Consider the following 26422-nt stretch of genomic DNA (forward strand, 5'->3'; position numbering starts at 1 on the left):
TTTTACCTGCAAATTTCAGTGGTTCGGGAAAAATGTCTCAAACCACTGTGAACGTTTTTATCTGTGAACGTTTTTATTAGCGGAGTGGCGGTATTGAATCCGTTTTTCCCGTGATGTGGGTGGATTCTCCCGGCGTAATTTCAATGGAGTGAACTGGTGGTGATGAGATTTCAATCGTTCCCAGCAACCAGACTCCCGATTCGTCAGGGGACGTTTGAAGTTTTGAGGTCTCAGAGGACGTGATTTGATCATCGGTGAAAGTGAGAGTTTCAGGAGCCAAAACTTCCTCCCCGGAGACAAGCAAAATGCCCTTCGGAGATGTCAGCGGGCCTATCGTTTCACCTGGGAGAGGATTCGGAGGAGACGAGTCGGTTGTTGAACCTGTCACTGAGAGAGCCTTGGGAGGCTGGGCAGCATGAAACGGAGTGGTCTCCAGTTCTGCCAGCAGTTCATCCACCTGACTCGCTTCGCCGGTAGCTGATGGTTCCGACCAGATCAGTGAAGAGAAACGCTCAGGGGCAACCATCCAGGCAGCCCCCAGGATCAGGCTGCCACAGAAGAGCAATGCCACCACGCCGCGGACGCCAATCGTTGCAATTGTGGGCAACAGGGACATCGTAATGACTCCCAAACAAGGGCGTGGCGGTGAAAAAAGTCGGCCCGGATGGGCCGCTATCGCTCGTTATCGTCAGACCCAAATGCACGACTTGAGCGATTATTCCGATTTTGACGAGATCTCCTTACTCATGCGAAGCCAGTGTGACGGCATGGACGAAACGATCATGCAGCCGGGAATAGGCTCCATTCTGGGCTAGCAGTTGCGAGTGGGTTCCTCGTTCGACAATTTCGCCATGTTCCAGCACCAGAATCATGTCGGCTTCACGAATGGTACTCAGGCGGTGGGCAACGACAAAGCAGGTACGTCCCTGAAGGACAATCTTGAGTGCCTGTTGCAGCCGAATTTCCGTCACAATATCGATGCTGCTGGTGGCTTCATCCAGAATGAGAATGCGCGGGTCAGCCAGCAGTGCCCTGGCAAAGCAAACCATCTGCCGCTGTCCCAGCGAAAGTTGCGTGCCACGCTCACCCACATTGGTTTCCAGCCCATGCGAGAGCGATTGGAATTCTTCCCAACACCCCAACTGCTGGCAGACCGATTGCACTTCTTCGATTGTGGCGTGAGGCTTCGGCAGGCGGATGTTATCCAGCACTGTGCCGGCGAATAGGAAGTTGGTCTGGAGGACAATTCCGATCTGCTGATGCAGCGAGTGGCCGGTGACATTTCGCAGATTGATGCCATCCACACGCACTTCGCCAGAATCCGGAAGCCAGAATCTGGCGACGAGATTGATAATCGATGTTTTTCCACTTCCCGTATGCCCGACCAGGGCAATGGTCTGGCCCGGTTGTGCCTGAAAGTTGATACCTTTTAAGACCGGACGATCAGCTTCGTAACTGAAATAGACATTGTCGAATTGCACATGGCCTCTGACGGTTGGCAAAGTCGTTGCGTCGGGAAGATCTGTCCATTCCGGTGGAGTATCCAGCAGGGCGAAAAGCCGTTCTGCACCAGCCATCGCCGTCAGGGCCTGGTGATACTGATTTCCCAGAATCTGAATGGGAGAGAAAAACATGTTCGCCATAAAAAAGAAGCCGACCAGTTCCCCGATCGTCAGTGTCGAATCCGGTTGAAGGACTCGATAGCTTCCCACTCCCAGCAGCAGCACCGCGAAAAACTGGCTATTGAATTCCAGCAATGGCAGGAACAGCCCCTGAGCTTGCATCACGCGAGTGTTGTAACGCGAGTGATCCTGAACCAGTGCTTTGAACAGGCGGGCGTTTTCATCCTGCCGGCTGAACCCTTGTGTCACCCGGACACCCAGCACCGATTCAGCCAGCGTCGCTGTCACCCGACTGAAAGACTCTCGCAGTTGTCGCAGGAGTTCGCTCATCCATGTGTGAAAATAGCGGTTGATCAACCAGAGCACAGGCGCCATACACAGCACCAGCAGAAACAGCTCGACATCGTAATAGAGCATGCAAAGAGCGGCGACGATGAGCTGGCCAAATGCCACCAGACTGACGAACAGCACTTCCTGAACACCGACCCGCACATCTTCGACATCCGAAATCATGCGACTGATGATACGGCCAACTTTCGTGCGGTTATAAAAGCTGAGCGGCATTTGCTGGAGATGGGCAAACAATTCGTTGCGCAAGTCCTTGACCACCACTTCGCCCAATTCCAACGCATAACGCTGGCGGAAATGCATGACGAACTGAGTAGAGGCAGCCAGCAGAAAAAATCCTCCGGCAGCAAACCACACTCCCGGAATATCGTTGGAAGCGACGGGGCCGTTAATTGTGAGCGCAATGGCCCACGTGAGTGCCGGAAGCTGAATGGCCCGTAGCACGACCGCGACCAGCAGTGCATTCCGCTTGGCCGTGTAGGGCTGCATGTAGGCAAGGATCCGCGAGATCAGACGAAAATCGAGCGGTCGCGTCTGGGCATCCGCCTCCTCTTTGCGGACAACCTTCGTCAGTCCTTCCACTTGGCCAATGGTCTCCTGGAGGGGTGTTCGACTCATGATCGTCCTCCTTTGACCACGCCCGTTTTTTTCGCTTCTGAACCAGAATGATTCTGAATCAGGGGGCCAGAGGGGGGAACGTCGTCTGGCTGAGACACTTCACCTTCGGACAATGTTTGTTCCCATGCCTGAAGCTGTGCCATTTTGAAGTAGTGAGCACGTCGCTGCATCAACTGGTGATGATCCCCTTCTTCAGCGATCAACCCCGCATGAAGGACGAAAATATTGTCGGCATGTCGCAACGTGCTGACTCTGCTGGAAACGAGAATGATCGTGTGAAGCCCCCGGAATGAACTGAGCGTGGTTTGAATTGCGTGCTCGGTTTCCGCATCGACGGCGGCGGTCGCATCATCCAGAATCAAAACACTGGGTTGAAGAAGAATTGCCCGTGCCAGAGCGAGCCGCTGTTTCTGGCCGCCGGAAAGATTCGTGCCATATTCACCGACAATATTCTGATACTGGTTGGGCATTTCCGACACGAATTCATCAGCAGCAGCGAGCCGGGCGGCATGGGCAATCTCCACGGCTGTGGCCTCTGGTTTCCCGAAGGCAATGTTATTTGCCACGGTATTGCTAAAAAGAAAACTCTCCTGAAAAACCATGCCAATCTGCCGGCGCAGGTTGCCTAGATCCCAGTCTCGTAAATCGACTCCATCCAGCAAAATACGTCCAGACGTCGGGTCGTGGAACCGAGCCAGTAGCGACAACAGAGTTGTCTTGCCCGAACCTGTTTCTCCTGTGATCCCGATCATCTGGCCCGCAGGGATTTTCAGGCTGATCCCTTGAAGCACAGGCTTTTCCGGAAGGTATCCAAAGCGAACATCCTCCAGTTGGTACTCACCCCGAATGAGTGATGGCTGCTGGGGATGCTCGGGAGATTTGACTTCCAGTGGTGCGTCAAGAATTTCAAACACCCGCTCTGAAGCCGTCAGACTGCTTTGAATGCTGTTGGCGATATTGGTGACATGTCCGACCTGATTGGCGAACTCATGGAGCAGGTTGGCAAACACAAACAAGCCTGTCCCCAGTGGGAGTTCTCCGCGAATTGTGAGATAGCTGCCGTAGCCAATCAGCACAAGCATGTTCACCTGAGTCAGGATCCCCATGATTGGTTGGTAGAGGCTGAGGTTCCAGAAAATCTGGTACTTCTGATCAACGATCTGTTTGTTGGCCTCGGCAAATCGCTGGATCTGCTGGTCTTCTGCGGCAAAGCCTTTGATGACCTGGATTCCCTGAATATTTTCAGAGAGCACCCGCACCATTTCATCACCCAGCTTGCTCGCTTTCTGGTACTGATTACGGGAAATCCGGGCGAACCAGACGGCTCCCCACCACAACAGCGGCGTTGTCGCCAGGCAGGCCACCGTAAGCCCCACATGCAAACGAAGCATGTAACTGATGCACACGATCAGTGTGATGATGACCACCACAAACTTGATGACAACGCCATCAACAAATTGACGAACCGCCTGGACGTCTCCTGCAACGCGATTGATCAGTGAACTGCTGTCGTGATCATCGAAATAGCGGAAGGAGAGCCGCTGCATCTTGTCGTAAACATCTGTCCGAAGCTGAATCACAATCTGCTGACTGAGCCTTGAGGACATAATGGCCGCATAGAACTTGGTGGCCAGTGAAAACACCGCCAGCAAAGCCATCAAACTTCCGACCACCACCAGCCGATGTGTCAGCGTGAAGTCACTGGGTGGGTTCCAGCCCAGCGGCCATTGAGGTGCCGGGGCGGTTGAATCAACGGCCCCCCGCACGACATCAATGCCCAGTCCCGTCAGTTGAAAACCAGCCACTCCAAAGGCTGCCACCAAACCGTTCAGAACGACCACACTAAAGCACATGGCACGATAGCGCCACGCCAGACCCAGCAGACGCCAGACAAGAGTTCGTGATGTCGGCTTGATTTCTGTCTGCTTGATTTCAACAGGGGATACGGGGGCAGGATGACTTGAGGCAGAGGACAATCGTCTGACCAATCAGTTGGAGAAGTGAAGACAACAGGGAAGCCGCCTTGATGGCCCGGAAAAATCAAAAAGAGGGCTGGTCGCGTTGTCTTCCCATGTGGCAATCGGGGATTGAAGGCAAAAAGAAGGCTGAGGGAACTTTGGCCTGCGATATCCCCAGAGAACTGCTTTTTTAAAACGGGACTCTGAAGATTATTCTTCCTGCTGGCGATTTTCCAATCCAGAAAAGTCAACCGTCAGGATGATTTCCTCAAAGTGCTTGTGGCCTCTTCGTGGACATGATCAGAGGGCAGAGGGGTGATTTAATAGAACAAAAGCCAAAGTCTGACACGATCAGAGGACACGGGCAACGCACAGGCGTTCGTCTGTTTAACGACAAGATTATGGTGCTGGCAAAGATTTCATGGTTTCCCGATGGACAAAATACTACCGATCATGCGAAAAATAGGATGAAACCGTTGCCGACCTGCTCTGGTCGTAGCAGTCGGTGCGGGCTGCAAATTGTCCCTTCAGCAGTACAACTCAGGAGTTTCGTATGGCAAGGATGTTGAGCCGAGGTATCGGCCGGTCAGTGGGTTTGGCAGGCCTTTGGGCCATGTTGTGTCTGGCGCCGGTGAGCGAGGTCTTTGCTCAACTGGGAACTTTTCAGCCGGACAATCGGACGCGCGGCGATCTGGGAGTTGACCCGCGACTCGTTCAGCCTCAGTTGTATCCGCCGACTCCGCAGTTTCCACAACCCAATGTTCCCCGTTGGAAACTGGGAATTGAAGGGGAAGATTTTGATGTCGGTGTGCGGATTACCGAGGTCTATCGTCCCACGCCAGCCAGTCGGGCCGGCCTGGAAGTCGATGACATTATTCTCACCATCAATGGCTTCCAGGTGGGGATTGTGAATGGTCAGTTGTTTGACGTTGGCGATGAAATCCAGAAACGAGCCGACTCACGTGGATACGTCAATTTTCTGATCTGGAATCACCGGGATCGGACTTTGGCCAACCGAACCGTCCGGTTGGAGCGTTCGTTGGCTCCCACACCTCCCGCGCGATTGTCCACACTCGTGGGAACGGTCAACTATCGTGAACGAGTGGCTTTGCCAGCTAACTCTGTGGTGGAAATTCGCCTCGTAGATATCACCGACAACCCTCGGTTTCCTCGAGTGATGGTGGATGAAGTCATTGAGAATCCCCGCAATGTCCCGGTTTCGTTCCGCCTGAACTTTGACGGCAACGAAATTGATCAACGCCGGATTTATGGGATCGACGCACAGATCTGGACGCAAGGCCGGTTGCAGTGGTCAACGCCAACACCCATCCCTGTGATCACTCGCGGCAATCCCAATCGCAGCGTGGATGTCGAACTGACACGGGCTGTCGCCGCACCTGTTTTCCAGGGCGGGTTTGGTCGCTAAGCGTCACCGTGTCCTGTAGATAGAATTTGCAGAAATCAGGCCCGGTTTCTATTAAGAGACCGGGCCTGATTCGTCTTATCCAGCCTGAGTGGTCTCTTCCAGTTTATGGAACCGCTCATGAACCAGTCTGCGGAGTGTGAGGAACTCGGGGGTATCGAATTGGCCGGATTCGATAATGGAGTTGGCGAGGGCGCGCGCTGTTTCCACCAGTTCGGCATCGCGGATCAGATCGGCCCGCTTGAGTGATGTCTGCCCGTGCTGCCGGGTGCCGAGAATGTCGCCATGCCCGCGGAATTGGAAGTCGGTTTCCGCCACGGCAAAGCCATCGGTCGTTTGCTCAAGAGCTTTCAATCGCGAGAGAGCATCGCCATCGGGAGACTTCGTGAACAGGAAGCAAAATCCCTGCACTTTTCCCCGTCCTACGCGGCCGCGAAACTGATGCAACTGCGAAAGTCCAAACTGTTCGGCATGGTACACAATCATCTGCGTGGCGGTCGGTACATCGACCCCCACTTCGATGACACTTGTGGCCACCAGCACATCAATTTCCTGCTGTCGGAACCGCTCCATCACCTCGTTGCGGGACTCGGTCGACATCCGTCCGTGTAACAGAGCCACGCGGAAGTCCTTCAGTTCACGCGTACTGAGACGTTCATAGAGTGCCTCCGCGCTTCCCCAGACCTTGCTGTTAGGAGGTGCCGTTTGTCCAGTTTGGCTTGCGGTGCTATCTGCTGTGACAGCTTCCACACGAGGGCAAATCACATAGAGTTGACGCTGTTCGCTCAACTTTCCACGTACAAAATCCCACGCATTCTTCGCGCTATTCGCCTCCGTTACGACATGCGTCGAAACGGGCAGGCGTCCCGGAGGCATATCGCGGATGATGGTAATGTCGAGATCGCCAAACGCGGTCAGGCAGAGTGTTCGCGGAATCGGCGTGGCTGTCATGACCAGCAGGTGAGGAACAAGATTGCCCTGGGTAAAACGGGCACGTTGCTCGACCCCGAACTTGTGCTGCTCATCAATAACTACCAGCCCTAAATCCTGAAATTTGACACTTTCCTGAATCAGTGCCTGGGTTCCGACAATGATCTGGGCCTGTCCAGACTCCATCTCGGCGAGCGTCGTCTTCCGCATGGCGGGTGTCAGTGAGCCTGTCAGCAATCGACGTTCCACGCTGCTTTCAACGAGCAGCCGATCCAGTGTCTCGAAGTGCTGCCGGGCCAGGACTTCCGTCGGGGCCATCAGCACCGCCTGTTTTTTATTGGCAATGGCTACCAGCATGGCGGCAATCGCCACAGCCGTTTTTCCTGCACCAACATCCGCTTGCAAGAGGCGGTGCATCGGGCGGGATTGAGCCATATCCTGCAGAATTTCTGATAAACCCTGAGTTTGACCTGCTGTCCATTCAAAGGGGAACAACCGGGAAATTCTCGCACGGATCCGGGCGTCAGCGGTAAGAGCAATCGACGTCTGCTGCTCATGACGCAATCGACGACGATGAGCCAGTCCTAATTGGAATTCCAGCAGATCATCCAGAAGTAATCGCCTTCGCGAGCGTTCGTATTCATCGACCGAAGCCGCCAGATGAAGCCCACGACAGGCTTCCGCCCGGGAAGGCCATTGATGGATCGCCCGAAAGCTGAGGGGGACAGGATCCGACATCAATTCGGCGCAGTCTTCAGCCGCAGCACGCGTCATCCGCCGCATCTCGTGCATGGAAATTCCCTCTGTAAGGGGATATCTCGGCAACACTCCCGGCCCGGCCTGCTGATCATCCTGTTCCAGTCGTTGAATCTGTGGATGAGTCATTTCCCAGCGTCCATCGCGCAATTTGGGCTGGCCTGTGACAAGCAGTACTGCGTCGGGTTCGTACTTTTTGAACACATAAGGCTGGTTAAACCAGACACAGCGGAGGTAGCCACCGTCGGCTTTGAGCAGAACGCCCACCATGCTTCGTCCGCGCGAAACCCGCGTGTCCCGGTCAACCACAACGCCACGAACCGTTTGCACGGCTCCCTCAATCAGGCTTTCAATACGTGTGGTTTTCGTGAGATCCAGCACATCCCGAGGCATAAAAAGCAGCAGATCTTCGACCGTGAAGATGCCCAAACGCGACAGGCAGGCCGCACGTTGAGGGCCAACTGTCCGCAGAAATTCGATGCTGGTGGAGGGCGTCAGTTCAACCACGGTTCAATGATCATCAATTAGCAAGGCACGTCAGAATTGACGCCGGCCCTGTCTCAACATAGCTTCTTAACGTCAAACAATGAGAAATATGTCTTACGGTAAAACACGTGGTGAGAATAGTCACGACGACTTTCCAACATCGTAGAGGGAACTTGGGCCATGTCGATGGGTTTTGATGATCAGGACACGGTCTCGGCAGAAACCATGCACGGGCTGGATTGGCCATGCCTGCGGCAGTTTTGCGTTTTTCTCGAAAACCGGGTTGGAAGGCTCAACGACCTGATGCGTTTGGTCGAGTCGAGCGACACCCGAGTCATTGCCGTCTCTTTGGTTGATTCGGTTGATTTTGCCATCGCCCGCCTGATGTTCAGCAATGCCGATCGAGCCAGAGAAAAACTGGAGTTATCGGGATTTCCCTTCAGCGAAAGCGATGTGATTGGCGTGCTGCTCCCTGAGGGAGAAAAGCCTTTTACAAACGTCTGCACCCAATTGGTGAAAGCCGAAATCAACATTCACCACGCTTACCCGCTGCTTTTCCGAAAAAATGGGATGGGGGCGGTGGCCTTGTTTGTCGACGATAACGACCGGGCAGCTCAGGCTCTTCGTGCGGCTGGCCTGGAAGTGCTGACAGATGGCAGCCTGTTGCAAGATGACGAAGACATTTAACAAGACTTATATCTGCCTCGGGCTTGATCCGTCGAGACATTTGTCCCTTCACGCAAGCTGCCGATGTCGCTCGCGCTGATCGATTCTGGTGAGAAGCGGCCCCGTCATCATTGTGGTGAAAATGGCCATCAGCACCAGCATCGTAAAGAGCTTGGGAGACAGAACACCAAGTTCCAGTCCCATGTTCAAGACGATCAGTTCCATGAGGCCACGGGTATTCATTAAAGAACCCAGCCGCAGGGAATCGGCATGTGAAATTCCTGTCCAGCGGGCGGATAGATAGCTCCCGCCAAACTTGCCAACGACAGCCAGGACGATCAACAACAGGCAAATCGCCAGGTCATATGGCGACGACACCAGACCAATCTGCGTTCGCAGGCCGGTCACTGCAAAGAATGCGGGAAGCATCACGGGGGCAAAGGCACTCAACAGCCGCGTGAGTGTCTTTCCAGCAACGGATTGATGCGGAAGAATGGCACCAAATAGGAACGCGCCAAACAGGGCATGGATGCCAATCAGATCCGTGATGCCGGCATAGATCAGACCCAATGCCAGCAGCAGGATCACCTGATGAGTGACTCGTTCGTGGGAAGCAGCGGGCATGGCAATTGCTTCTGGAGACTCTTCTGATGGAGAAAAGAGCCATTGTTTCAGAAGAGGCTGGCCCACCAGCAGCATGAGCGTTGAAAACAGCGCCGCTCCTGCAACAACCCACAGAGCATCCGCCGATGAGGACTGGACGATCCCGACAACAATCGCCAGCAGGCACCAGGCCGTCACATCATCGGCAGCCGCACAGGTGAGTGCCATGGCTCCCAGCGGTGTCCGCGACATGCCGCGGTCAGCAAGAATTCGAGCCAGCACTGGAAAGGCTGTGATCGACAGACTGACGCCCACAAACAGCACAAATGGGGTGAATCTCGCCTGTTCACCAGCCAGTGAAGGATAAAGGCCAATTGCGGCTACACACCCCAATACAAAGGGAAGAATAATACTTCCGTGCGAGATGGCCAGTGATTGGTGTCCTTTGGATGCCAGTATGCTGATGTCAAACTCCAGGCCCACGCTCAGCATGTAGAGAATCACTCCCAACTGGGCAATAACGCCCAGGGCCGGCATGATGGTCTCGGGAAAGAGTGATTCCGTTGCCTGGGGCAGCATGACTCCCAGGAGCGATGGCCCGAGCGCAATACCCGCAAGAACTTCGCCAATGACAGTCGGCTGATGGAAGCGATCACAGATTGCTCCGAACAGTCGCCCGACCATCAGCACGCTGGCCAGTGCGAACATCAGTTGGGCCACCAGATGCACCGAAGACGCCTGTGACCTGGCATTTGAAGTCGTGGCCGTTTCTTGAGCGATGGCCGCCATTGAGCCAGCGGCAAAGAACTTCTCACCCCCCAGGCAGACCAGAACGACAATCGCAATTGCACCAATGATGGCTGAAAAGTAAATCAACCAGAACCGCCATGACCCCAGCCTGGGCGGCGCATCGACAGTGGGAGCCAGAGCCAAGAGATCCTGGGACATGACCAGATCCGTAGAATTGACGACGAGGCCATGATCAAAACACGGTGAAATCAAACGGGCCACCGATAGCCCTGAGGTTACTTGTTCAAACAAGTGTTGTCAACGAGCCGATTCAGGTTTCGAGGTGACATCTGCTTCCTTCGTCGGAGAGTCGCCAGATGTGATAACTGGGATAAGACGACTGGGAGAGATGGCTGTGGAGTGCCCGCCCGGTACTCCAGAAATGTTTGCAGTGCCAAGACTCAATCGCTAATTCAGCCTGCGGCCATCTTCTCCCTCACAGGGAGAAGAATCAGGGGTGACTGGTCAGGCTCTGAGGGATTGAGCCTCATGATCGGCACAGTTTGAACAGCAGTATTGTGAACCACAGGGCAAGAAGTGATACGGCTGTCAGCGCGCTATCGCAGAGGGAGCAGATCTGTTTCCAGGTCGAAACGTGAGTCGTCCTCTTGATGTCTATTGGAAGGCTTCCAGTTGATCAGATCGCTGAAGTCAAGAAACCCATCATCGGCTTCGTCATTCAGTTCCGACTCATCAATGAACCGGCTTCGTTCTGAGCAGGGGCCAACAAGATCCTCGCAATGATCTTCCAACCAGAGTGTCTCAATACGGCGGGTTCTGGGGTCACTCATGCTGACGATTTCAAGCTTCACAAAGGCCGGCTGAATCTCGATCACTCGAATCACAGTGTCTTCGCCCACAATGAGACATTCATTCACGCCGCGTGAGAACTCAAGCATCGAAAACCTCGTCGAAGAAGCGGGCGATTTGTCTCATGAATCTGGAGAGGTGCTGGCACGTTGGGCTAGCGGCTCTTTTCAGAGACGGTTCAGTGAGGGGACATTCTGCCGGCAGATGGAAAGGGAAACAAGCCGGAAAAACCCACCCTTTCATCAGTTCAATAAACCTTTTTCAGGTCAAGAAGTCTCGGGCTTTTTCTGAGAGAAACTACCTGAAAAATGAGATGTTTTTCATCTTGAAAAGATGATGACTTCCTGCTCCAGCCATCTCCAAATGATTGATGTCGTAACATGTCAAGAGCCGGTGAGTCGGGTTATCTCACAAGTCGAAAAAAAGTCGAGACAATGAAACCTTCTTCAGTTTCTTGCCAGACGCCATGACTTGCTGAGCATGAGAATCCGTCATGTCATGGAAAGGCGTCATCGCGTCAGTTGTTTCTGTCGCAGACGACGAGCAACAAAAGCCTCTTTCAATGAAGCGTCCATGAGTGACTCAAAGCCCTCGATCATGCCTAGCAGCAATCCCTGAGAATCACGGAGTTCGACATCCATCGAGATGACATGAGACGTCGCTTTCCGCACCATGGCCGTCACGATGACACCTTCCGCAGGAAATCGCCGGGTGAAAAGTTGCACCTTGCGAATCCCCGTGGGGAGAGATGGCATGCCACGCTGTTGCCAGGCCCAGAGAATGGATGCCTGGAAAACAACGTCCATGACCAGCGGGTCAATCAGCCACGCATGACGGTGAGGTTCCTTCATCCATCGACGCGGTGCATCGGCTCCACAAGTCTTAATGGAGATGCCCTGTGCAGAGGCATGCAGAACCTGCTTGATCCCCTGAAGGAGTGGGCCATGAAACAATTCCCGGGAATACAGTTCTTCCACAGAACGATTCAGCGTTGATGTCGCTGGAAGAACTGGCTGTGACGTTGCTCCTTCCCGCAGAGTCTGGAGAAGACTGGATCCATTGGGCAAAGCAGACGCCGTTGCGAGAGAGTCTCCCAGCAAGACGACGCCCGTCGCATGCAGCATGGACTTGCCGGCGTGCTCACTGGAAATCCGTGCCAACCAGCGATGACTGGACTGACTGCCGTTCTCCGCGCCAGGCCCGCCGACCATCGGAGCCACTCGCACCTGAAGGTCAACGGACTCGTCGTGTCCCAGACGCACCCCCTTCAAAACTTTGATCTCTTCAAAGCCTTGCAGCACCATCCCCGGCACCAGATGAGTGGTTCCATGAGCCATCCATTCCAGCATCATCGCCAGCGGGAGAACAGCCTTACCTCCAATGACGTGATCTTCCAGAAAAGGGTGTCCTTCCAATTGAAGCGACCATTCCATCCCCAGGCGTTCGGCTGCCTGACCAAGGCTGTTTCGCGTGGGTTGTCTCTCTGGAATTGCTGGTGCAGGAGGCGTGACAGTGACAGGAGGTGTGGGCGTGATAATTGTGCTGGCTGGAGTCGGGATCGCGTTGACCGGCGTGATCGGCGCGACCGGGCCGCTTTCAGCCAGTACCACCACTTCCACCGGGCGTTGTTGCGATTGCACAAACTCACTGGCAAACAGAGCGGCCCCTTCTTCCAGAGGAATCAGTCCCACATTTTCCCGGGCAAAGATTTGTCGGAGTTGATCATTGACCATCCCGCCATCCCAGGGGCCCCAATTAAATGACCCGACATGACAATGAGGATGCTCAACCGCCCAGGCTCGTGCCCACTTATTGAGGATCTCATTGGCGATGGCATAATCCGCTTGCCCCACACGCCCGTAACGACCAGTGAATGACGAGAAGAGGCCAATCATTTTCAGCTGTTGGGAATCAACAGCCGTTAAGAGATTTCTGAATCCACCCACTTTGACACGAGTCACATCATCGAACTGGCGGCGTGTTTTCTTTTCGATCCGTGCATCAGCAATGACGCCCGCGCCATGAATGATTCCGCGTATCGGCCCCCATGTTGCCGTGACTTCCTGAATCAGTTGCCGCACGCTATCAGCCTGCGTGATGTCGGCCTGGTGATAGATCGCAGTCACGCCTGCTGCCGAGAATCGCGACAGACTGATCAGAAGCTCCTGTTCAGCCAGCAAGCTTTTCACTTCATCGGCAATCGCTCGCGGAGTGATCCCCGGTCGATTCTCGGCCAGAATCCGGCTGCGAAATTCGGCATCAGTGACAGGAACGGCTGGTGCCGATCGGCTTGATAAATTTGCAGGAACCGGCGTCCGTCCCACCAGAATCATGGTCGTGCCGACAGCTTTTCCCAATGCCAGAGCGGCTTCCATGGTCACGCCGCGGGCACCACCAGAGACCAGCACAACATCGCCCGCATTCAAATGGGAAGCAGATGCTTCAGCGGCGACTGGGACATTCAGGGGAACCCAGTCGACTTCCAACCCCACGGTAGCAGGAGTTGTCGATTGACCCAGACCGGTTTCCAGAGGCCCATCAGCCAGTATCTCATCGATGATGATTCTGGCGATGGTTGTGATGCCGCCCGCCCCGATATCAAAGACGCGAGCCACGACTTCCGGCCATTCATGGCTGGCCGTTTTGATCAATCCCGCAACCCCACCCGAGTGTGGCTGACAAATTCGTGGGGAAGCCCCGTGATCGGTCGATGTTCCAAAGAGACCATCCAGCTGGACGATTCCCGTCAATAACCGGCGTTCACCGGGAACGATCGAATCGCGCAGAGGAGCCGAAGCCGCTTGCAGCCACGCCAGGTTCTCCCAATGGTCGTCCAGAGAGACTTCTTTCTGGAATGAGGGAACAAGAATCAACCCTCCGATCGGTGAAGGAAGGGGGCCAGCCTGTGATGAGGGTGCCGGAACCAGACAGGCCGCAATCCCTCGGCGTGACAGTTCATTGACCAACTGCGTGGAGAGTCCCGCCGGGCCGGCACCGTCGTCGGTAATGAGCAGGTCATGCCGGAAAGTCGAAGACGACACACGTTGCTGGACAGAGTTCAAAGGCCGTGCTGCCAGCACTCCCCGCTTCAAATGATGGGTAGCAGGAAAGTTGACCTGATGAGTTTTTCCGGTCGGTGCAATGGAGCGATGGCCATTTTCTGGTGTCGCTGCCGGTACTGGAACTGGTGGCAGGTCTATCTGGTGATCAGACGAGGACTTTTTTTTTACAGCGCTGCCATCGAGAGCCACCGGGAAAGCGGCCACGACATCGGCCAGCGTCTGCAAGGCTCCCAATTGTTCGGGCGAAACAACCGGCAAGTTCGGAAAGCGTTCCTGCATCGCACTGAGAATTTCGACGCGCTTGATCGAGTCGATCCCCAGATCGTGATCGAGGCTCATCCGCAGCGCCAGCATCTGGGCGGGATAGCCGGTCTTTTCTGCAACAACTTCCAGCAGTGCCGTTTCGAGATCGGAGTTCGGTTGATGAGAAGCCACTGCCGCAGGTGTTTGAACTACTGCTGGAGCCGAGACAACATTCTGCGAATGAGAAGCAGCAGCCTGAGAAACAACGGGCTGAGAAGCTGGAGATGACGAAGCGGGAAAGGCAGCGACGACATCGGCCAGCGTCTGCAAGGCGCCCAATTGTTCGGGGGAAACGACCGGCAGGTTCGGAAAACGTTCCTGCATCGCGCTGAGAATTTCGACGCGTTTGATTGAGTCAATCCCCAGATCGTGATCAAGGCTCATGCGCAGCGCCAGCATCTCGGCGGGATAGCCCGTTTTTTCCGAAACGACTTGCAGCAGTCCGGCTTCTAATTCCGAAGCAGCAGACTTCGCAGAAGCCGCTGGTGCTGAAGTCGTTAGTGAAGAAGCGGATGGCTGCATGGCAACCGGTGGCGTTGACGTCGCGATGACAGCTTGTCCCAGACTCTGAGGAGTCGCGGCTTCACTTGTGGAAGGGAAAGCGGCCACAACATCAGCCAGCGTCTGCAAGGCGCCCAGTTGTTCGGGGGAAACGACCGGCAAGTTCGGGAAGCGTTCCTGCATCGCGCTGAGAATTTCGACGCGTTTGATCGAATCGATCCCCAGATCGTGGTCGAGGCTCATCCGCAGCGCCAGCATCTCGACGGGATAACCCGTTTTTTCCGACACCACTTGCAGCAGCGTAGTTTCTAAACCGCTGGGTGCTGCACTGGAGGGAGCCGGAGTCACCGGGGCAGCCGCAGAAACTGTCGCCACAGGGGGAGATAATGGCGGCGCCGGAACAGCAGGCCGCTGGGCGATTGCGGGTGCGATTGTGGCTGCGGCTGTGATGGGAGCAGAAACTGATTGAGCCACCGGAGCTGCAGTGACGGCAGGCAGGACGGATGCCAATTCCGGTGAGGAACAAGCCGGCAATGCCAACGGCAATGGCGTAGCAGGAACAGGAGCAACGACCGGGGGACGTTGAATCGCGCCTTGAGCCAGTTGAGCCAGAAGATTCAGCGCCAACTGCTGCTGAGCCAAAAATGCCTGATGAGCAGAAGCCGTTTGCAGCTGAATAGCCTGAAGTGTTTCGAGATAAGAAGCCACGGGCGAGGAATCCTTGATCTGATCTTCAATGATCGGCACAGGCGATTCAGAGAAAGAACCGGACGTTGGGAGAATCGAGGGGACTGATTCTCCTGCGGGTGATGAAGAAATCAATGTTGATGACAAAGGAGCGGGAACCAATGGCGTTTTGACAGTTGGAACATTAAGCAATGCTCCACGGACTGTTGGTGCACTGGTTGTTTGAATTGTTTGAACGTTGGCTGTTTGAGCGATAGTTGAGTGTGCGGCAACGGACGTGGAAACGTCAGCAACCTTCGATGAGAGATCTGGCTCAGCAAGTTTCGGTTGTACGGGTTGGGTTGCCCGTGGAGGAATCGCAGGCTTGGGTTTCACATAATTCGCGCCACAGATCGGGATGACTGGCCCTCTGGGCGGCGATTGATGATGGTCACTCCAGACGGTCGGAGCATCCCACTGATTCAGTTGAATATCATGCCCTGCCACCGCCAGTTGACCCAGAAGCCAGGCAAGATCCCACTCGCCCCGTCGGCGTCCCTGGGAGCTATCCAATGCACAGGCCACGTGCGGCTGGTTCCCCAGAATGGACGACACCAGACCGGTCAGAACCTGCCCCGGCCCGACTTCCACAAATGTACGGATGCCCGACCGGTACATCGCTTCGATTTCACTGACGAAATAAACGGGCTGCGCCAGTTGCTTCGCCAGAACATCACGGGCCGCTGAGGGATCTTGCGGATAAAGACCAGCCGACGAATTCGCATAGACCGGCAAGGTTCCCCCATGGAAGGCGACACCTTCCAGTGCGGGCCGGAATTTCTGAGTCGCCTGAGCAATCAACGGACTATGAAACGCCGCGGCAACCGCCAGTTGCTTCCCACGCAGATTTCTCTGACCCAGTAATTCACCGGCACGAGAAATCTGATCCAGCCGTCCCGAAATCACGACTTGTGTCGGGCTGTTATGATTCGCAATCACCAGATCCAGTTGCAGTTCACGCAAAGCCTGCTCAACCACCTGACTGGAGGCGTTGATCGCCAGCATTCCGCCCGGCTGTGAATCGCTTTGTGCCATCAACTGACCTCGCAAAAGGCTCAGCCGATATAAATCTTTCGGGGAGAAGCGGCCCGCAGCGCAGAGAGCCGTCAGTTCACCATAGCTATGACCGGCGGCGGCGGCGACTTTGACACCAAACCGCTGAAGAATTCTCCATCCTCCCAGGCTCACAGCACCTAACGCGGGCTGAGCCACATCAGTGGCGCGAAGCCGGGCAATGTTGTCCTGACGGTCGGCTTCTGTCCATTGAGCCAGCGGATAGATAAAATCTGTTAATGAACCTGTTTTCCGACGGGCGTCGTCGCTCTGGAAATCCACGAACGCCGTATTCGCATCGGTCAACACATCCCGCATTTCCGGGAAGATGCAGGCGAGATCCCGCAACATGCCGGGAACTTGAGAGCCTTGACCCGGGAACAGTAATCCAATCGATCCGGCAGTCTTTCCTTGCGAAAAAGTGGCACCTTCAGGCAGCGTCCACTGAGTTTGCGTCGGTTGACGCTTCAGATGTTCGACAGCCCGCTGTGCCAAAGAGATCCAGTGAGTGTCGCCGGCTTGTGCAACAATCGCCAGGCGGCAGGCATGGTCAGGGCGAAACTGCTGTCGGAGTACAGCGGCTTCTGTTCGTAGTCGCTGCGCAGGTGAGGATAGCCGCTGGATAAAACTCTCAACCTGCTCAACCAAAGACGTCACATCGGGAGCACTGAAGGGGAGCAGTTGAATTTGCCCATCCCACGCAGGAACTCGTGGAGGACGTGAGGCAACGGGAGCTTCTTCCAGCACGCAGTGGAAGTTGCTCCCACCAAACCCGAACGCGCTGACACCGGCCCGTCGAACACGACCAGCGGGGGTCACCCAGGGGCGGCTCTGCACATTCACATAAAAGGGGCCGGTTGATTGCCGGAATGGATCGGCTGGCTCATTGACTTTAATCGTCGGAGGCAGCACTTCGTGATGCAGCGCCAGAATGGCCTTAATCAAACTGGCAATGCCCGCAGCAGCTTTCGTGTGACCAATCTGGGACTTCACAGACCCCACCGCACACCAGGGGCCTGATGTTCTTTGCAATGAAGCGGGCAGGGGAGACGGATTAGCTCTTGCGCCTTCAAAAACCTGTGTCAGACCTTTGATCTCGGTCGCATCGCCCACTTTGGTGCCAGTCCCATGAGCTTCTACCAGATCCAGATCTGTGGGCGAAATTCCCGCGTTGCGATAAGCATCTTCCAGGCAGCGAATCTGCCCTTCCGCCTTGGGAGCATAGACTGCAGTTCCTTTGCCGTCGCTGGCTGTTCCGACACTACGAATGACGCCAAAAATCTTGTCGCCATCGCGCTGGGCATCAGACAAACGCTTCAAAACAACCAGCCCGACTCCTTCGCCCAGCATCGTTCCATCCGATTGCTGACTGAAGGGACGTGCGTCGCCACTGGGTGAGAGCGCCGGCGTCTTGCTGAAGCACATGTACATAAAGATGTCGTTGAAGGTGTCAACGCCACCTGTCAGCACCATATCACTGCGACCGGCTTGAAGTTCCATCACCGACAGATGCAGGGCACTCAACGAGCTGGCACATGCGGCATCGACGACGCAGTTCGTGCCCCACAGATCCAGCTTGTTCGCGATTCGTCCTGCGACCACATTTCCCAGTAGTCCGGGGAAAGAATTCTCCTGCCAGGGAACATAAGATGCACTGATCCGACGAACCACATCGTCCGCCACATCGGCAGCCACGCCCGCTTCTTCCAGGGCGCGTCGCCAATGAGGATGACCCAGTCGTGCGCCGAGCGGAATCACCATTTCCAGCGTGCCGGTCACACCCAGAATGCACGAGACGCGGTTGCGGTCAAACTGGCGGTCACTGCCATAGCCTGCGTGTTCCATGGCCCGCTTGGCAGCCACGAGACCCAGCAATTGCGAGGTATCAATCGCTTCCAGATTGTTAGGCGATATCCCGAATTCCAGCGGATCAAACGCCACAGACTTCAAAAATCCCCCCCGCCGGGCATAGGTCATGTCCGGCGACTTGGGGTCACTGTTGAAGTAGTCGTCAACATTCCAGTGTGTTGACGGAATTTCGCGGATGCAGTCCACACCGCGACGGATGTTCGACCAGAACTCCTCAGCATGAGCTGCTTCGGGGAACAGGCACGACAATCCGACAACGGCAATCGGCTCAACCGGAGTGATGGGTTTCGCAGAGGAATGCGAACGAGGCAAGGCAGACATAGGCGATGCAGATCCTGAGGACAACTGGACTGACAATGGAAGAGACCCATTCCAGCCACATTAGTTGAGCAGGTCGGCGATCGTTTGTCTCTCCTGCGGAGCAATCTGTTGCCAATTCAAGTGAGCCGGGAAGCCTGTCAACTGGAGCGAATTGGCCCGTTGCAAATAGGCGGCCCCATACAGCAGGTTCATGGCTACAGTGACCACCTTGCGTTCTGCAGGCTGGGCCAGGAACGTTCCCGATGTCCATTCATTGAAAGCTCCCATCGCTGGCCCGCACCAGATCTGGTAATCGAGACGGCGTTCTGGCAATCCCTGGCTGGCCCAGCGTGATGATTGTCCCAGATACCACCGGAAGACCAACGCCATTTTGTGCTTGTTATCTTTTGCGGCTCGTTCCAACTGCCGAGGATCACGGCGGGCGAAGAATTCCTGAGTCTGCTGCCACACCTGATCAAGCGGTGCGTGGAACATGGTCTTTTCGATCTGCTGCCGATCCGCTGCGGGGATTTCTTCCATGGAGGAATAAGCACGGTAAAGTTCGTACAGCTTGGCCGCACGCATGGCGAACATTGTCCCCCGGCGCAGCACCTGCAACTTGACACCCATTTCAAACATGTCGGCTGCCGGTGCCATGATACAGTCAGCCTGCTGAGCTTCCGCCAGCAACTGACGAACAACATCGCTGGTTCCTGATTCCACGCAGGCCTGGTGAACGGAGCCAACCACAACATAAGCCGCCCCCATTAAATAAGCGGCGGCAGTCGATTGTGGCGTGGCAATCCCCCCGGCGGCACCCACCCGGACAGGTTCGGCAAACCGGTATTGTTGCTGCAGGCGATCTCGTAAAGCCAATAGGGATGGCACAAGAGCCACCAGTGGCCGATTGTCGGTATGCCCGCCAGAATCGGCCTCGGCAGTGACATCCTGAGCCATGGGGATGAACGCGGCGAGCCGGCCCTGTTCTTCGGTCAGTTCGCCCGTTGTGACCAGATGAGCCACCAGCTTTTCGGGAGGGGGGGACATGAATTTGGTCGCAACTTCGACCCGCGAGACCTTGGCCACAACCCGATTGGGCGTGATGATTTCATTGCCGCGCTGATGAATCCCGGCAAGACGATAGCGAATGATGTTTGGCGTCAGATCAAGAAATGCCGACGCTTCGACCAGTCGCACTTGTCGCCTGATATATAGATCCGTGACGGCAACTTCAGTACGGGCCTCACTGGGGCTGTGAATCAGGTTGGCCCCCCAGGCTTTCCCCTGGCAATTTTTTTCCAGTCGAATCAACGCCTGTTCCACGCGCTCAGGTGAAAGGCCGGCAGCGCCGAACATCCCGACCATACCCGCATGAGCCATCTCTTCCACAATTGCCTCAGAGCCAATCCCTGCGGCCATAGCACCTGACATATAAGCGTACTTGGTTCCGTGATCGCGGCAAAAGGCCGCTGATCCCAGAGCTTGTGGCAACACGGCAGGAACGATCCCCACCAGATGGCCAGACGCTTTGCCCGTCCATGGCTCGACCCGATAGTTGGAATGTGGTGTCCCGTGGCTTCCGCCATCTGCGGTCACCGCCAGGGGAATGGCCAGACGGGAAAGAAGCTTTCGCACCTGAGCCGTCTCGTTCGATGCTGCCGGAGAAAGCTGCTGCGAATGGTGAGCCTGCGAACCAGTCACCGAAGTCGTTACAGTGGCCATGCTGCACGTGTCCGTTGGAGTCCCGCCAGGGATGGCAAATGCCACCTGAATTCGGGAGCTGGAAAGATCAACAACAGGTTTGTCTACCGTGACAGCCGAGCACATGGCATCCTGCCATCGCTTTACATGCAAGTTTCAATACACGGGAGCCTCGCACTTCAATGTGTTCCACTTGTCAGTTGAAAGCGAGAAATCGCAGCCAAATGCCAAACCAGACACCAAGATGTCCGGTCAGGAAAGACACGTCGAGTTTGAGGTGGCGGTCATTATAGGGCTTGGCAGGGCCAACGCACCTGTCAGAATATTCCGCTTCTGAACAGTTTATCGAATTGACCCGTGTCCATCATCCGATTGTGCGGACAATAGGATTTTCACTGAAGTTTCCCAAGAGGGCTGGCTGAGCATGACCTGGTTATCACGAGGAATGTTAATCGGTAGAGGACTTTGGGGATTTACCAAGTCAACGCTGATTGGCGGGGTCTTTATCCTCGTCCCGATCATGCTGGTCGTTTATCTTGTCGGCGAAGCCTTGGGATTAGTCTACCGCATCATCCGGCCACTGATTCATCACCTCCCCTTCACCACAGTCCGCGGGAATTCTCTGGCATTTCTCGTTGCGATCACAGTGGTGATTGCGGTTTGCTTTCTAGCGGGACTGATGGCCAAAACCCGGCTGGCTCAATGGCTGGTGGCAAAAATTGAATCGGCGATTCTTTCCAATTTGCCGGGCTATTCACTCGTCAAGGCCATGGGCGAAGGCATGGTGGGAATGGAGTCGTCCTCCAGTCGTAAAGCCGTCATTGTTCAGTTTGCCGACCGCCGACAAGTGGGCATCGTGATGGATGAGATTCCTGACGCAGGGGGAAAGACGGCAGAGGATCAACTGGTCATCTTCATTCCCAGTGTGCCCAGTCCCTGGTCGGGAACCCTGCATATTGTGCCGCGACATCAAACGGAAGTCGTGCCAGCGCCGCTCCGGGGAACGATTGAATCTCTCCAGAAACTGGGAATCGGCCTGCCTCAAGTATTATCCGGTTCAAAGGAAAGCGGACACGAGACGTCCGTCAGTCCCGCCCTGTCAAACATTGGCCAATCCTCCGAAATGGATCGTCCAGAGATCAAGACGGGAACCGCACGATGAGTTTGTGGGGAGAGTTTCTGAGAAATGCTTTTGCGATCCCGCAAAAACCGCCGTTGACACCTGAAGACCGGGCTTTGGCGCAATGGGTCGCTCGGGAATTGCGCGCAAGAAAACTGGATGTCCCGGCGATGATGGTGGTGGAGTCGTGCCAGCCACTGGTCGGGATCACCGCACAGCTGATGATTTTTCTGGAGCCGACGCTGTCACTTTTTCTGCCGCCAGCAGAGATCGTCCGCTTCCGAGAATTCATTGAGAAAGAGGGTGCTCTCGACTATCTCACAAGCCTGCTGGATGCCCGAGCAGCTATCGATCAGCCAGCTGCAACAGCTTCACCCACCACTTCGACGGCATTATCAGAAAACTCGTCAGCGGCGGCATCTTCACCAGAGGCAGGATCTTCCGAGATGACGGAAAAACCGTGACCAAGGGCGGCCCGGCCTTCGGGCGTCATCTGGTAACGCAAACCCAACTGAGCCTCTGCTAACTCGAACCGCAACAGCCCCCAGGCAATCAGTTTTCCATGGGCTGCTGATAATGAGGGAGCACTAAGCCCCTCTAATTCTTGAAGTCGCGGAGTCCAGCTTTCAGAGTTTGAAGACTCTGAACGTCGCTGTTGATAAGCCTCCAAAACTTTCCGGCAATCCGGATGGATTTCCAGAAGCTGAGATGGCATCCCCAACAGTTCGATCAATTCTAAAGCAGGTTTCGTCCTCATGCCGGGAGTATCGACAACACCATGGCGCCAGAGGTTGGTTTCCGCAATCTGGCAATCCAAACGACAGGGAACCTACGACTGTCATAATCGATTCGACAGCCAGAAGCGTTACTCCAGACGGCTTCCCTTGCGATCTCTAATAAAAGCAGGCGGCCTGAGTTGCTCAGTTCAAAAGAACCGTCACTCAGGCCGCCTGAAGATTTTTAAGCATTGGCTGTCAGAACCATTGCCCGACATGTTAACCGATCAGGGATTTTGCCTGATCAATTAGAGATCACCCGCTTCGAGGAGCATGGCTTCGATGGTGAGGCCAGGCCCGAATCCCAGCGCGACAACCGGGCCGTTCAGGTTTTCCTGGCGGAGGCGGTCGAGCAGGAAGAGGATCGTGGATGAAGACATGTTGCCATGCTTTTCCAGGATCTCACGAGCAGGCGCCACATCGCGGCTATCCAGCGAGAGAGCTGCGACGCAAGAGTCGAGAATGCGAGGGCCACCGGGATGGATCGCCCACCCTGCGATGTCTTCGACCTTAAGCCCTTGCTTGGCAAGGAAAGGACGCAACCACGTCAGCAGGTGCTGCTCGATGAGAGCGGGAACCTTCTGCGAGAGGGTCATTTCAAAGCCGTGATCACCAATGCGCCAGCTCATGGCAAACTGAGTATCTGGCATCAGGTAGGAACCGCTTCGCACCATACGGTAAGAGGGCTGCTTGCCAGCGTTAGGCGTGGAGCGGCAGATCACCGAGCCTGAGCCATCAGCGAACAGCGCGTTGGCGATGACCTTGTCGGTCGTCCAGCCGTAGTGGTGGTGAATGCTGCACAATTCAACGGAGCACATCAGCACGACAGCATCGGGATCAGCCGCTGTGTAGGCATGTGCGACTCGCAGGCCGTTGAACGAACCATGGCAGCCCATGAAGCCGACATGAGTTCGCGAAGTGTTACGGTTCATGCCCAGTTCTTCGATCAAACCCATGTCGAAGCCGGGAGAGTTAAAGCCGCTGCAAGAGACCGTCACCACGTGGGTGATCTCGGCAGGATCCTGCCCGGAATCTTTCATGGCCTGTGTCGCAGACCGCAGAGCCAGCGGCAGCGAATGAGTTTCATACTGCTGCATGCGTTCGTGGGTGGATGGCCCACGATCTTCAAAGCTGCCACGCTCATGGAAGAAGAATTCGTTGCGATCTTCCGATTTGGTAAACTCGTCAGGGTCTGCTCCAACAAGCACCGAACCCCGATGTTTCACGCCAGAACCTTGATAGATCATCTCCATCACGCGGCGTTGTTCTTCGGATTCGCAGCAGGTTTGCTGCATGGCCGAAAAGGCATCCATTTGCGGAATGTGTGAAGCAGGGGTGGCTGTCCCCATACCAGTAATGAGCATGGCCATTGTCAAATGACTCCCACGAGACCAACTAAAGAAAAGTAAACCCGGTCGCTGGCAGCCAAGCGAACCTCACGATTGCCAACATATTCGCACAGGCTGAGACAGCGCAATAATTGTGAGGGATTGCTAATACCAGCATGACCCGCTGTGTGAAGGCTATCGTCCCGGTTCGTTAAAACGTCCGGGGAAATCTGCCGCCTAAATTCTGCTTCGTGGGCAATCACTTTCCCAGCCCTAAAGACCCGAAGAATGCAATCATTCGGAAAATATTGCCAAGATGTCGCAATCCCTCAGGTTGTTTTATTTGGAGCACGAGTCTTGTCACTCGGATAAAGCACCACTTTGAACCGGTGTCACCACTACCCACTGGGGTTGCGAAGAATCTTTATCGTCAGTGGTTAAATCCGTTTAGGCGATATGACGTCTTTTGTCGCATTCCATTTTTTCTGAGTCTGTTGCGCTGTTTCTCTTCCACTATTTCCTTAACGAAAATGTGGGACTGATTGGTAAAACACTTTCTGTCTGCCGGGATCGAGCAAGCCAATCACAATCCCCGCATCCATGATCTTGGCCTCTTAATAATTAAAACAAACGTTTGACTGAAATGGCTGGTTTTAGTAGAATCAAGCAAACGTTTGTTTTAATCCGGGTGAGATGGAATGAAAACGGTACAGGACGACACCAGAACGCGCTTGATTGAAGCAGCCGGAATGATCTTCGCGGACAAAGGCTTTAATGCCGCCGGTGTTCGCGAAATCTGTCAGGAAGCGAAAGCGAACGTCGCTGCGGTGAAGTACCACTTTGGCGATAAAAGAAAGCTCTACAAAGCGGTTCTTCAGCATGTGCATGCCTGCAAAGATAATCTGGCAGCACTGATGGAGGGGACGGAATGGTCATCGCAACCACCCCAGGCGCAACTCCGGTTCTATATCCAGGAGATGGTGCGTGAGCATCTGGCAAGTGCAAAGCCTGCATGGCATCTGGAAATCATGCTCTGGGAGATGACACGACAGACGCCTGAAGGCCGTGAGGTGATTGAACTTCAGCTGCGTCCAATGGCCACGTTGCTACGAGGAATTCTACAGAATCTGGTGCCGCCAGAAGTTCCCGAGGAAACCGTCTGGAAAATCGGCTTCAGCGTTGTTGGACAAGTGCTGTTCTATCACGTCCACCAGGCAATCGCCCGGCAACTCGCTGGCGAAGAACTCTATGAACGACTGACCATCGACCAGATTGTTGAACATATCTACGAGTTCTCAATGGCCGGATTAAATGCGGTCTCAAAATCATCGTTTCCAGACCAAAAGATCGCTCATTGCATAACGACCTCAACGTTAATACCACAGAACCTCTCCTGTGAGTCACAAGAATTAACGAACGCGGTGTTGTCAACAGAGGCGACTGACTCCACAGGAAATTCGATATGAACTGGGTCGCATGGAAAATGTTAAACGGCGACCCGGTGAAATACCTGGGAACCGTTTTTGGCGTGGGTTTCGGAGTTCTGCTGATTGCTCAGCAATGCTCTATTTTTGTGGGGATTATCCTCCGGACTGCCAACCCGATAGCCGATGTCCGTGAAGCCCAGATCTGGGTGATGGATCCTTATTTACAAAATGCCGATGAAATTAAGCCACTTTCCGATAGTGATCTCTATCGAATTCGGGGGGTGGAAGGAGTGGATTGGGCGGTTCGTCTCTATAAAGGACTGGCCCGAGCGAAAATTGAAACAGGAAACTTTCGCCAGGTGATTCTCATGGGGGTCGATGATCAATCACTGATTGGCGCCCCTCCCAAAATGGTTCTGGGGAATATCCATGACTTAAAGCGTCCCGATGCGATTTTAATAGATATTCATGGGTATCAGTTTTTATGGCCTGGCCAGCCGTTAACCCTGGGGCGTGAGGTCGAGATGAACGACCGGCGTGCCGTTATCGTTGGTATCTGCGATGTTTCCGCACCGTTTCAGTCGTTTCCGGTGGTTTTTACGCGGTACTCGCAAGCTGTCCAGTTTGTGGCCAGCGAGCGGCAACAACTCTCTTTTGTCGCCGCTGCCCCTCGAAATGGCTACGACGTGAATGACGTTTGCAAGCGGATCAATCAACAGACCCGCTCTATCGGAGAAAAGACAGGACTGGTCGCCATGCCCTATCAGGAATTCATCTGGATCAATATTAAATACTATCTGGAAAACACTGGCATCCCGGTGAACTTCGGTATCACGATCACGTTAGGGTTTATCGTCGGTACAGCGATTGCCGGCCAGACCTTCTATTTATTTACAATTGAAAATCTTAAACAGTTTGGCGCCTTGAAGGCTATGGGCGTTACCAACTGGGGGTTGATTGGAATGATTATGCTACAGGCTTCGGTTGTCGGAGTGATTGGCCTGTCGATTGGATTAGGGCTGACGGCTTTATTCTTTGTGGCCACATCACAACTTTTACCTGATTTGCGGGGCCTGCACCTGATGTGGGAAATTGCGGGCGGGACATGCCTGGCAGTCTCGCTGATTATTGTTCTCGCGAGCGCTTTGAGCTTACGAAAAGTATTAACATTGGAACCTGCGGTTGTCTTCCGGTGATATGACAGGTTCTATTAAATAGTGTTGAATATGTGGATTGTTGAATAGAAG

Annotated in this window: 15 protein-coding genes; 6 read left to right on the forward strand and 9 right to left on the reverse strand. The window is 54.7% G+C overall.

The window, feature by feature from the left end; all coding sequences use genetic code 11:
• Nucleotides 1–76: 76 nt before the first annotated feature.
• The 3 genes from SH287x_RS12425 to SH287x_RS12435 all read right to left on the reverse strand — a co-directional run bounded on the left by SH287x_RS12425 (nt 77) and on the right by SH287x_RS12435 (nt 4564).
• Nucleotides 77–616, reverse strand: a complete 540-nt coding sequence (locus tag SH287x_RS12425) for a hypothetical protein (protein ID WP_479514633.1) — start codon at nt 614–616, stop codon at nt 77–79.
• Between the two features lie 124 nt (nt 617–740).
• Nucleotides 741–2588, reverse strand: coding sequence for an ABC transporter ATP-binding protein (locus SH287x_RS12430; protein WP_479514634.1), 1848 nt, complete (start codon nt 2586–2588; stop codon nt 741–743).
• A complete protein-coding gene (locus tag SH287x_RS12435) occupies nt 2585–4564 on the reverse strand; it encodes an ABC transporter ATP-binding protein (protein WP_479514635.1) in 1980 nt (659 codons plus the stop codon). The genes SH287x_RS12430 and SH287x_RS12435 overlap by 4 nt, the downstream gene beginning before the upstream one ends.
• Before the next feature lie 535 nt (nt 4565–5099).
• Between SH287x_RS12435 and SH287x_RS12440 the strand changes: the two genes are divergently transcribed.
• Nucleotides 5100–5972 (forward strand): YbaY family lipoprotein, encoded by an 873-nt coding sequence (locus tag SH287x_RS12440; RefSeq protein WP_479514636.1) that lies wholly within the window; start codon nt 5100–5102, stop codon nt 5970–5972.
• A 75-nt stretch (nt 5973–6047) separates the two neighbouring features.
• Here SH287x_RS12440 and recG read toward each other — a convergent pair whose 3' ends face one another.
• A complete protein-coding gene (gene recG, locus SH287x_RS12445; protein WP_479514637.1) occupies nt 6048–8162 on the reverse strand; it encodes an ATP-dependent DNA helicase RecG in 2115 nt (704 codons plus the stop codon).
• Between the two features lie 159 nt (nt 8163–8321).
• On the opposite strand from recG, the gene SH287x_RS12450 reads away from it, so the two are divergent.
• Entirely contained in the window at nt 8322–8828 is a 507-nt protein-coding gene (locus SH287x_RS12450) for an acetolactate synthase (protein WP_479514638.1), read from the forward strand.
• A gap of 48 nt (nt 8829–8876) precedes the next feature.
• On the opposite strand, the gene SH287x_RS12455 is transcribed toward SH287x_RS12450, so the two are convergent.
• From SH287x_RS12455 to SH287x_RS12470, 4 genes are all read right to left on the reverse strand, one after another.
• The gene (locus tag SH287x_RS12455; RefSeq protein WP_479514639.1) at nt 8877–10358 is read right to left on the reverse strand and encodes a cation:proton antiporter domain-containing protein; all 1482 of its coding nucleotides are present in this window, start codon (nt 10356–10358) and stop codon (nt 8877–8879) included.
• A 398-nt stretch (nt 10359–10756) separates the two neighbouring features.
• Nucleotides 10757–11098 (reverse strand): hypothetical protein, encoded by a 342-nt coding sequence (locus SH287x_RS12460; RefSeq protein ID WP_479514640.1) that lies wholly within the window; start codon nt 11096–11098, stop codon nt 10757–10759.
• A gap of 420 nt (nt 11099–11518) precedes the next feature.
• Nucleotides 11519–18844 carry an SDR family NAD(P)-dependent oxidoreductase gene (locus SH287x_RS12465; RefSeq protein WP_479514641.1) on the reverse strand — a complete coding sequence of 2442 codons (7326 nt, stop codon included), beginning with the start codon at nt 18842–18844 and terminating at the stop codon, nt 11519–11521.
• A 60-nt stretch (nt 18845–18904) separates the two neighbouring features.
• Entirely contained in the window at nt 18905–20545 is a 1641-nt protein-coding gene (locus SH287x_RS12470) for a PfaD family polyunsaturated fatty acid/polyketide biosynthesis protein (protein ID WP_479514642.1), read from the reverse strand.
• Between the two features lie 403 nt (nt 20546–20948).
• On the opposite strand from SH287x_RS12470, the gene SH287x_RS12475 reads away from it, so the two are divergent.
• Together SH287x_RS12475 and SH287x_RS12480 are read left to right on the forward strand one after the other, a co-directional pair.
• The gene (locus SH287x_RS12475) at nt 20949–21686 is read left to right on the forward strand and encodes a DUF502 domain-containing protein (protein ID WP_479514643.1); all 738 of its coding nucleotides are present in this window, start codon (nt 20949–20951) and stop codon (nt 21684–21686) included.
• Nucleotides 21683–22108, forward strand: coding sequence for a hypothetical protein (locus SH287x_RS12480; protein WP_479514644.1), 426 nt, complete (start codon nt 21683–21685; stop codon nt 22106–22108). The genes SH287x_RS12475 and SH287x_RS12480 overlap by 4 nt, the downstream gene beginning before the upstream one ends.
• A gap of 560 nt (nt 22109–22668) precedes the next feature.
• Here SH287x_RS12480 and SH287x_RS12485 read toward each other — a convergent pair.
• Nucleotides 22669–23790 carry a type III polyketide synthase gene (locus SH287x_RS12485; RefSeq protein ID WP_479514645.1) on the reverse strand — a complete coding sequence of 374 codons (1122 nt, stop codon included), beginning with the start codon at nt 23788–23790 and terminating at the stop codon, nt 22669–22671.
• Between the two features lie 656 nt (nt 23791–24446).
• Between SH287x_RS12485 and SH287x_RS12490 the strand changes: the two genes are divergently transcribed.
• Together SH287x_RS12490 and SH287x_RS12495 are read left to right on the forward strand one after the other, a co-directional pair.
• Nucleotides 24447–25214 carry a TetR/AcrR family transcriptional regulator gene (locus SH287x_RS12490; RefSeq protein ID WP_479514646.1) on the forward strand — a complete coding sequence of 256 codons (768 nt, stop codon included), beginning with the start codon at nt 24447–24449 and terminating at the stop codon, nt 25212–25214.
• Entirely contained in the window at nt 25211–26371 is a 1161-nt protein-coding gene (locus SH287x_RS12495; protein ID WP_479514647.1) for an ABC transporter permease, read from the forward strand. The genes SH287x_RS12490 and SH287x_RS12495 overlap by 4 nt, the downstream gene beginning before the upstream one ends.
• Nucleotides 26372–26422 lie beyond the last annotated feature (51 nt).

This window comes from Planctopirus sp. SH287, from assembly GCF_056500625.1.